Here is a 9,169-nt window from a genome sequence, read left to right as displayed (position 1 = left end):
CGCTCCCACGGCCCTCACGGGCCGGGGAGCGCGCCGCGGACGCCCCTTGGGGTCCTTCAGAGGCGGTCGAGCAGCTGGGCGCAGCGGATCAGGCCCAGGTGCGAGTACGCCTGCGGGTGGTTGCCCAGCGCCCGCTCGGTGACCGGGTCGAACTCCTCCGGGATGAGCCCGGTCGGTCCGGCGCAGTCCACCAGGTGCTTGAACAGCTCGTCCGCCTCCGCGCGGCGGCCGGTCAGCAGGTACGCCTCGATCAGCCACGCGGTGCACAGGTGGAAGCCGCCCTCGCCGCCCGGCAGGCCGTCGTCGCGGTGGTACCGGTACACGGTCGGGCCGCTGCGCAGCTCCGCCTCCACGGCGGTCACGGTGGCCTGGAAGCGCTCGTCGGCCGGGTCGATCAGCCCGGACAGGCCGATGTGCAGGGACGCGGCGTCCAGGTCGGTGCCGTCGTAGGCGGTGGTGAAGGCCTGCGCCTCCTCGTTCCAGCCCTTGTCCAGCACCTCGGCGGCGATGCCGTCGCGCAGGTCCGGCCAGGACGGGTCCACCTCGCGGCCGTAGGCACGGGCCAGGGAGACGGCGCGGTCCAGGGTCACCCAGCACATCACCTTGGAGTAGACGCGCTGGCGGGGCTCGTCGCGCTCCTCCCAGATGCCGTGGTCGGGCTCGTGCCAGCGGCGGGCGACCGCCTCGGCCATCGACCGCACCAGGTCCCAGTCGCGGTCGGCCAGGGTGCCGCGCACCGAGGACAGCTTCTCGATCAGCTCCACGACGGGGCCGAACACGTCCAGCTGCACCTGGTGGTCGGCCAGGTTGCCGATCCGCACCGGCCGCGAGCCCGCGTACCCGGACAGCGACTCGATGACCTCCTCCGGGCCCAGGTTCGTGCCCCGCAGCGAGTACAGCGGGCGCAGCATCTCCGGGCCGGGCAGCGAGTCCACGACCCGGTGCACCCAGTCCAGGAACTCCTCGGCCTCGGCGGTCGAGCCCAGGGAGACCAGCGACTGCACGGTCAGGGCGCCGTCGCGCAGCCAGCAGTACCGGTAGTCCCAGTTGCGTACGCCGCCGATCTCCTCGGGCAGCGACGTGGTCGCGGCGGCCATCACGCCCCCGGAGGGGGTGCACAGCCCGCGCAGGGTGAGCGCGGAGCGCGCCGCCAGCTGCTGGGCGGTGTCGGGCAGGGTGAGCCCGTCGAGCCAGCGCGACCAGTGTTCGCCGGAGGCCCGCTGACGCTCGGACTCGGGCAGCGTGCCGTGCACGAGGGAGTCGGTGCCGCAGCGCAGCTCCAGCACCACGGGCTGCTCCGAGCGCGGGTGGACGACCGCGCGGGCGAGGTCGGAGACGCCGTCGTGGTCGATCTCCCACTCCACGCCGGGCGAGTACAGGGCCATCGGGAAGTCGGAGCCCTCGACCAGCAGGCCGTTCTCCTGCGGCGTGATGCGCACCGGCGCGCGGCCGAAGTCGGGACGGGGGGCGAACTCCACCGTGGCCGGGGTGACGCCGCTGATCACCCGGATCAGGTCGGTGCGCCCCTGGGGGGTGCCGTGGGCGAGGTAGTCGGTGACGTCCATGCGCGACCAGCGGGTGCGCACGGTCATGGTGCCGGGCAGGTAGCGCTGGCCCAGCGGACGGCCTCCGTGGGCGGGGGCGACGGCGAACACGCCCGCCTGGCGGCCGCCCAGGACCTCGGCGAACACGGCGTTCGAGTCGGGCTCGGGGTGGCAGAACCACAGCAGGCGCGCGTCCGGGCCGACCAGGGCCACGGAGCCCTGGTTGGAGAGCATCGACATGCGCTCGATGGGCGTGGGGCGCTCGCCGAAGACCCAGAAGCGGCGCTCGGCTGCCAGCGCGGACAGCAGGGCCGCGGCGGTCGGGGTGTCGGCCACGCGGTGGGAGGCCACGGTGGGCCCCTCGCCGACCCGCACGCCCGCGTCGGCGCCGGTCAGCCGCATGAAGACGGGCTCCTCGCCCTCGCCGCCGCCGATGTAGAGGATGGCGGTGGCCTCGACCTGGTCGCGCAGCAGCTCCAGGGCGGCCGCCTTGTCCGAGGGCGAGTCGGCGTTGCGGTGGTCGGGGTCGACGGTCACGTCGGTGTCGAACTCGGTGCCGTGGGCGCCCACGAGGCGCACCTCGGCGGGCAGGCGCGAGAGCGCGGCCAGGTCGCGCAGGGGGCGGCCGGAGATGACCGCGCACACGGTGCCCGGCAGGTCGGCCAGGTCGCGCAGCGCGCGCAGGGCCTCGGGCAGCGGACGCCGGTCGGCAGGGTCGACCGTGGAGAGGGCGCCGTCGTAGTCGCAGGCCACCAGGAGCCGTGAGGTTCTGGCGAGGGCGGAGACGCGTTGCCGGACGTCCACGGGCATGAGCGCGGGAGCGGTGTCCCCCGGCATGCCCGGAACCGCTTCGACCGCTTGGGTGACCGTCACGCTGCCTCCTCCGTTGGTCCGCGTTGACCTGGGGAATCGGATGATCTGTAGGACTCCGCGCGCATGCTGCTGGTTCACTCTGATATGGGTGTGCACAAGAGTGGGCCCAGGGCTTGTGGCGCGGGATGGGACTTCCGGGGACGTCAGAGGGATCCTCAGGAGCTCTTCACGTGTGCGTGGGCGAGAGGTGGTGCCGAACGCAAAGATCCGGTCCGCAAGAAGTCAACGCGAGACTACCTGCGTCCCACAGGTCCCTGCGACCTCAGATTCCAGTGATGCAGGTCACGAATCAGTCGCAAAACGGGGCGAAGGTCGCGGATCCCGTCCCGGGCGAGCCCGTGACCACCCACCGTTGCCGAGGATCCGGGTGGTGGAGGGGGCGGGTGCGCTCCCCCGGCGCGGGACGTGCGATGGGACACGTCGGCGCTCGGCGGCGGGCCCCGGTCACCGCCCCGGTCCGGCGGTCCCCGTTCCGCCCGGCACCCGGGTCACGGCAGCCGGTAACCCACGCGGGGCACGGTCTGGATGGGGTTCGGGGTGCCCAGCTTGCGCCGCAGGGAGCGGATGGTCACGCGCACGATCGTGGTGAACGGGTCGATGTTCTCGTCCCACACCCTCTCCAGCAGCGCCTCCGCCGACACCGGGGCGCCGTCGGCGCGCAGCAGCTCCTCCAGCACCCCGAACTGCTTGGGCGACAGGTGCAGCGGCCTGCCGTCGCGGAAGGCCTCGTAGCGGGTGGAGTTGAGCCGCAGGCCCGAGCGCTCCAGAACCGGCGGTTCGGCCAGGCCGGGCCTCCTGGCCAGGGCGCGGACCCGTGCGATCATCTCCTCGCGGTCGAGGGGCCTGATGAGGTAGTCGTCCGCGCCCAGCTCGAAACCGGCGAGCCGCTCCTTCGGGCTGGTGGGAGAACTCACCATGAGCACCCGCACCTGACCGTGCAGGGCGGTGGCCACGCGGCACACCTCGTTCCCGCTCAGCCCCGGCAGAGCCCGTTCGAGCAGCATGACCCCGTACTCGTTGACGGCGAGCTTGTACAGCGCCGTCTCCCCGTCGGGAGCGGTGTCCACGGCGAAACCGGCCTCCCGCAGCCATGAGGCGGTCGGCTGTGCGGGGTCCTCTCCGTGGTCCACGACCAAGACCCTCATACGCTCTTCCTTCTCCCTCCGCGCGCGGCGGGCGTTTCCGTAGGACGTGGCGAGGGGGGCGCTCACACTCTGTTCACAGCGCGTCGTGTCTACTTCTTGGTCATGCCGTCGACCGACCCCGGGGAGCACTCGCTCCACCTCCCCGGCCACCCGGCCTCGCCCCTGGGTGAGGCCCTCGTTGATATAAGCGCGATCGCCCACAATGTACGGTTCATGGCAAAGCGGACCAATTCCGAAATTCTTGCCGTCGTCAAGGCGAACGGCTTCGGCCACGGGGCCGTGGAGGTCGCCCGCGCCTCCCTGGAGGCCGGAGCGACCTGGCTGGGCGTGACCTCCCTGGAGGAGGCGCTCGCCCTGCGCCGCTCCGGGCTGCGCGCCCCCGTGCTGTGCTGGCTGCACCGTGCGGACCAGGACTTCGACTCCGCCGTCGCCGCCGACGTGGACCTGTCCGTCCCCTCGGTCGGCCACCTGCGCGCCGTGGCCGACGCCGCCGTGCGCACGGGCCGTGTCGCGCACGTCCACCTCAAGGCCGACACCGGGCTGAGCCGCAACGGCGCGCCGCCGGACGCCTGGCCCGGACTGGTCGGTCTGGCCCGCGTACTGGAACTGGACGGCCTGGTCCGGGTGCGCGGTGTCTGGTCACACCTGGCCTCCGCCGACCTGCCCGGCGCGGCGACCACCGCGCAGCAGGTCACCGCCTTCGAGGGGGCGCTCTCCCAGGCGCGCGCGGCCGGGCTCGACCCGTCGCTGCGGCACCTGGCCAACACGGCCGCGATCCTCAACGAGCCCGCCACGCACTTCGACCTGGTCCGGGCGGGCGTCGGCCTCTACGGAGTGGAGCCCGTCGAGGGCAGGCGCTTCGGCCTGCGCCTGGCCATGACCCTGCGCGCCCGGGTGGCCATGGTCCGCCGGGTCCCCGCGGGGACGGGCGTCAGCTACCACCACGCCTACACCACCCCACGCGAGAGCCTGCTCGCCCTCGTCCCGCTCGGCTACGCCGACGGTGTGCCCCGTGCGGCGGGGGACCGGGCCTACGTGTGGATCGCCGGACGGCGGTGCCCCGTGGCCGGACGCATCGCCATGGACCAGTTCGTGGTCGACGTCGGCGGCATGGACGTGCGCGAGGGCGACGAGGTGGTCGTGTTCGGCCCCGGCGACCGCGGCGAGCCCACCGTCGAGGAGTGGGCCGACTGGGCCGGAACCATCCCCCACGAGATTCTCACCGGCGTGGGTGCGCGCGTGCCCCGCCTCCACCAGGACCTGGCGCGGCCCGTGCCGCGCGAACCGAGCAAGGAGAGATCGAGTGCCTGAGGCAAGGACACGCGTCGCCGTCGTCTTCGGTGGACGCAACGGGGAGTACGACGTCTCGTGCGCGTCGGCGATGTCGGTCCTCACCCACCTGGACCGCGACCGGTACGAGGTCGTCCCGGTGCGGATCACGCGCGCCGGGGCGTGGGTGGTGGGCACCGACACCGACGACCCCGCCGCGCTGGACGCGGAGCGCCTGACGGCCCTGACCCCCGAGCCCGGCGGCGAGAGGGAGCGGCGCCCGGGTGACGGCCTGGGCGAGGCGATCCTCGCGTTGGGCGAGGCGGACGTGGTCTTCCCCGTCATCCACGGCCCCTACGGCGAGGACGGCACGATCCAGGGGATGCTCGAACTCCTGGGAGTGCCCTACGTGGGCAACGGCGTGCTCGCCAGCGCCACCGGTATGGACAAGGCGACCACCAAGACGCTGCTGCGCGCGGCGGGGCTGCCGGTCGCGCGGGACGTGGTGCTGCGCGGACCGGACGACGAGGTCTCGCCGCAGGAGCGCGCCGAGCTGGGGCTGCCCGTGTTCGTCAAGCCCGCGCGCAGCGGTTCCAGCCTGGGGGTGACGCGGGTCGGCGACTGGTCGGAGCTGGAGGCCGCCGTCAAGACCGCGCGCGAGTTCGACACCAAGGTCCTGGTGGAGGAGGCGGTCGTCGGACGCGAGGTCGACCTGGCCGTCCTGGAGCTGCCCGACGGCGCGCTCAAGGTCGGGCCGCCGCTGGAGATCCGGGTCGCGGACACGGAACGCTTCTTCGACTACGACACCAAGTACGGGGGCGACGCGGTCTTCGACATCCCCGCCGACCTGCCGGTCGGGATCCAGACGCAGCTGAGCGACCTCGCCCTGGGCGTGTTCGAGGCGGTCGGCTGCTCCGGCCTGCTGCGCGTGGACTTCTTCCTGCGCGGGGGCACCGAACCCGTCGTCAACGAGGTCAACACCCTGCCCGGGTTCACCGCGCACTCGCAGTACCCCCAGATCTGGCGGGCTACGGGCCTGGAGTACCCCGAGCTGCTGGACAGCCTCATCCGGACCGCGCTGGCCTGAGGGCCGCGTCCGTCCCGGGAAACGCGAGGGCCCGCCACGTGTGTGGCGGGCCCTTCCATGTGGCTGTGAGGGGAGGGGGCTCAGCCCTTCCCCGGCTTGCGCAGGTGGTGCACCCACGCGGGCGGGACGTTGGCGAACACCTTCTCGGAGCCGATGCCGTAGCGGTCGATCCACTCCTGGACGAGCCAGCTCGTGCGGGCCTGGCGCAGGTAGTCCTCGCGGCGGGCGATGACCGCCTTGACCTCCTTGGTGTACAGGTACCCGTAGAAGGACATGGTGCCGCCCGGTTCGAGCACCTCGAAGTAGTAGTCCAGGATCTCCCGGACGGCGTCGGCGGTGAAGTTCGCGAACGGCAGGCCCGACACGATCACGTCGTAGGACCGGTCGGTGCCCATGTCGTTGACGAGTTTGGCGTGCACGCGGGAGCCGTCGGCCACCCGCGACATGACCGGGTCGGTCTTGAGCAGTCCCTCCACGTGGGCGGCGAACTCGGGGTTGGCCTCCACCAGGTCCAGGGTGTCCCCCGGCTGCATCGAGGCGGCGATCCCGCGGCTGATCGCGCCGGTTCCGGCTCCGGCCTCCAGGATGCGCAGCGGGCGGTCGGGTTCTGGTCGGCGCCGGACGTACTCGGCCATCGCACGCGCCAGCGCACCGCTGCTGGGGAGGATGGAACCGGTGGCGTGGAAGGTGCGCAGCGCCTGGCTGAAGAACAGTCGGGTGTCACGCAGGCGCTCGTCCAACCTCAGGGAGGAAAGGGGTCCGGCAGGACTGTGGGTCTCGGACATACACGCACGCTAACGCCTCACCCCTCCCCGAAGGGAGTCGGCGCGGCCGCGTTCTGGGAAAACCCAGGTGAAACCGTGTGTGTCCATACCCACCGCGCAAAGGGGAACTCCGACGCCGCGCGGGCCGGGGCGCCGCCGTACGCGCACGCCGGTCCGGTGTCCGCCGAGGCCGCTGTCCCCGCGACCGGTGACGGCCTACCCTGGGGGGATGAGCGAACCGGCCAGCACCTCCGAGACCCCCGCCCACCCACGGACCGCGCTGGTCACCGGAGCCTCCACCGGGATCGGCGAGGAGTACGCCCGCAGGCTCGCCGAACGCGGCTACTCCCTCGTCCTCGTCGCCCGCCGGGGCGAGCTCCTGGAGGCCCTCGCCGAGGAGATCGGCGGACGCTACGGGGTCGGCGTCCAGCCCCTGCCCGCCGACCTGGGCACCGACGAGGGCCTCTCGCTGGTCGTCAAACGCCTGTCCGCCGACGGCAGCGGCGACGAGGCCCCCGTGGACCTGCTCGTCAACAACGCCGGGCGGGGCGACGGCGGCCCCTTCGTCAGGCAGGAGCCCTCGGAGATCGACGCCATGCTCGACCTCAACGTGCGCGCGGTCCTGCACCTGACCCGCGCCGTCCTGCCGGTGCAGATCGCCCGCCGCGGGGGCCTGCCGCGCCGGACCAGGCTCGGCGTCATCAACCTCTCCTCCGTCGCGGGCGAGATCACCGCCAACCCCGGCGGCTCGGTGTACGGGGCCGGTAAGAAGTTCGTGTCCCTGTGGAGCGAGAGCGTGGCCGCCGAGGTCGCCGAGCACGGCGTGCACGTCACCGCGGTCCTGCCGGGGTTCGTGCGCACCGACATGACCAGGGGCGTCCAGGAGAGCGGGATGCCCGCGTTCGCGTTCGTCCCCAAGGAGCAGGTCGTGCGCGAGTCCCTCACCGCCTGGGCGGCCGGGCGCTCCAGCGTCGTCGCCGGCGCCCAGTACAAGGCGGCCACGGGGCTCCTGCGCTTCATCCCCAAGCCGATCGTGCGCGCCGCCGCACGCAGGGTGTGGTGAACCGGACGAAGGCGCTGCGGACCGGGCGCGACGGCCGCCCCGCGCGGGGACGCGACCTGCGGGGCGCGGCGCGGTGTGGCGCACGCCGCCGCCCACATGATGAGACATCCCCCCGAGGGTGCGGCATCGGGGCGCCGGACCGCCTACGCTGGTAGCGCATCTGTCGGTCGAGGAAAGACACCATGAAGACCTTCGAAGAGCTGTTCGCCGAGCTGTCCGAGAAGGCGCGTTCCCGCCCCGAGGGCTCCGGGACCGTCGCCCAGCTCGACGCCGGCGTCCATGCCATCGGCAAGAAGGTCGTCGAGGAGGCGGCGGAGGTCTGGATGGCCGCCGAGTACGAGTCGGACGACCAGGCAGCCGAAGAGATCTCGCAGCTCCTCTACCACCTCCAGGTCCTGATGCTGGCCCGTGGCCTGCGTCTGGAGGACGTCTACAAGCATCTGTAGGCCGACGCGCCGCCCGTGCGCATCCGGCCACCGACGCCACGTCCCCGTACACGCAGCCACGAGAAAGCCGTGAACATGCCCGACATGCTGAGAATCGCCGTGCCCAACAAGGGCCAGCTCTCCGAACCCGCCGTGGAGATGCTCAGCGAGGCCGGGTACCGGCAGCGCAAGAGCAGCCGCGACCTGGTCATGATCGACCCCGACAACGACACCGAGTTCTTCTTCCTGCGGCCCAAGGACATCGCCGTCTACGTCGGCGAGGGCATCCTCCAGGCCGGGATCACCGGCCGCGACATGCTGCTGGACTCCGGCGCCGCCGTGGACGAGGTCCTGCCGCTGGGCTTCGGCGGCTCCACCTTCCGCTTCGCCGCGCCCGGAGGCGCCGGTATGAAGGTGTCCGACCTCAACGGCAAGCGCATCGCCACGTCCTTCGACGGCCTCCTGCGCTCCTACCTGGACGAGCAGGGCGTCGACGCCCGCGTCATCCACCTGGACGGCGCGGTCGAGAGCTCCGTCCAGCTCGGCGTCGCCGACGCCGTCGCCGACGTGGTCTCCACCGGCACCACCCTGCGCCAGGCGGGCATGGAGACCTTCGGCGAGCCGATCCTGGTCTCCGAGGCGGTGGTCATCCGTCCGTCCGGGGCCCCCGAGAACCCCAGGTTCGACACGCTGCTGCGCCGTCTGCGCGGCGTCCTGGTCGCCCGCGACTACGTGATGATGGACTACGACGTGCACGCCGAGCGCCTGGAGGCGGCGGTCGCGCTCACCCCGGGCATGGAGGGGCCGACGGTCTCCCCGCTGCACCGGGAGGGCTGGGTCGCGGTCCGCTCGATGGTGCCGAGCAAGGACGCCCAACGGATCATGGACGACCTGTGGCAGCTCGGCGCCCGCGCCATCCTGGTCACCGACATCTACGCCTGCCGCCTGTAGGCGGTGTCCTGAGCAACGGACCGGCGGGGACCGGCGTCATGCCGGTCC

Annotated in this window: 8 protein-coding genes; 5 read left to right on the top strand and 3 right to left on the bottom strand. The window is 72.6% G+C overall.

Annotation, left to right across the window (positions count from 1 at the left end; genetic code table 11):
• Positions 1–56: 56 nt before the first annotated feature.
• Both DQW06_RS16275 and DQW06_RS16270 read right to left on the bottom strand, forming a co-directional pair.
• Positions 57–2,417 carry a trehalase-like domain-containing protein gene (locus DQW06_RS16275; protein ID WP_117198843.1) on the bottom strand — a complete coding sequence of 787 codons (2,361 nt, stop codon included), beginning with the start codon at positions 2,415–2,417 and terminating at the stop codon, positions 57–59.
• A gap of 488 nt (positions 2,418–2,905) precedes the next feature.
• Positions 2,906–3,562 (bottom strand): response regulator transcription factor, encoded by a 657-nt coding sequence (locus DQW06_RS16270; protein ID WP_013156361.1) that lies wholly within the window; start codon positions 3,560–3,562, stop codon positions 2,906–2,908.
• Positions 3,563–3,664: 102 nt separating this feature from the next.
• Here DQW06_RS16270 and alr point away from each other — a divergent pair, with 102 nt between their 5' ends.
• Together alr and DQW06_RS16260 are read left to right on the top strand one after the other, a co-directional pair.
• Complete coding sequence (gene alr / locus DQW06_RS16265; RefSeq protein ID WP_198048822.1) at positions 3,665–4,873, top strand: alanine racemase; 1,209 nt, start codon at positions 3,665–3,667, stop codon at positions 4,871–4,873.
• Positions 4,866–5,918 carry a D-alanine--D-alanine ligase family protein gene (locus DQW06_RS16260; protein WP_013156363.1) on the top strand — a complete coding sequence of 351 codons (1,053 nt, stop codon included), beginning with the start codon at positions 4,866–4,868 and terminating at the stop codon, positions 5,916–5,918. Before alr ends, DQW06_RS16260 begins: the two co-directional genes overlap by 8 nt.
• 80 nt (positions 5,919–5,998) lie before the next feature.
• Here DQW06_RS16260 and DQW06_RS16255 read toward each other — a convergent pair whose 3' ends face one another.
• Complete coding sequence (locus tag DQW06_RS16255; RefSeq protein ID WP_013156364.1) at positions 5,999–6,703, bottom strand: class I SAM-dependent methyltransferase; 705 nt, start codon at positions 6,701–6,703, stop codon at positions 5,999–6,001.
• A 208-nt stretch (positions 6,704–6,911) separates the two neighbouring features.
• Here DQW06_RS16255 and DQW06_RS16250 point away from each other — a divergent pair, with 208 nt between their 5' ends.
• The 3 genes from DQW06_RS16250 (at position 6,912) to hisG (ending at position 9,121) form a co-directional block, all read left to right on the top strand.
• Positions 6,912–7,745: an SDR family oxidoreductase gene (locus DQW06_RS16250; protein ID WP_071621007.1), complete on the top strand. Its 834-nt coding sequence runs from the start codon at positions 6,912–6,914 to the stop codon at positions 7,743–7,745.
• Between the two features lie 182 nt (positions 7,746–7,927).
• Positions 7,928–8,191 carry a phosphoribosyl-ATP diphosphatase gene (locus tag DQW06_RS16245; protein WP_013156366.1) on the top strand — a complete coding sequence of 88 codons (264 nt, stop codon included), beginning with the start codon at positions 7,928–7,930 and terminating at the stop codon, positions 8,189–8,191.
• A gap of 75 nt (positions 8,192–8,266) precedes the next feature.
• On the top strand, positions 8,267–9,121 hold the full coding sequence (gene hisG, locus DQW06_RS16240) for an ATP phosphoribosyltransferase (RefSeq protein ID WP_117198844.1): 855 nt from the start codon (positions 8,267–8,269) through the stop codon (positions 9,119–9,121).
• Positions 9,122–9,169: the final 48 nt, after the last annotated feature.

It is taken from the genome of Nocardiopsis sp. TNDT3 (genome assembly GCF_003427465.1).
In the GTDB taxonomy this organism is placed as follows: Bacteria; Actinomycetota; Actinomycetes; order Streptosporangiales; family Streptosporangiaceae; genus Nocardiopsis; species Nocardiopsis dassonvillei.
Note: the sequence above shows the minus strand (reverse complement) of the source record. Positions and strands in the feature narration are given on the sequence as shown.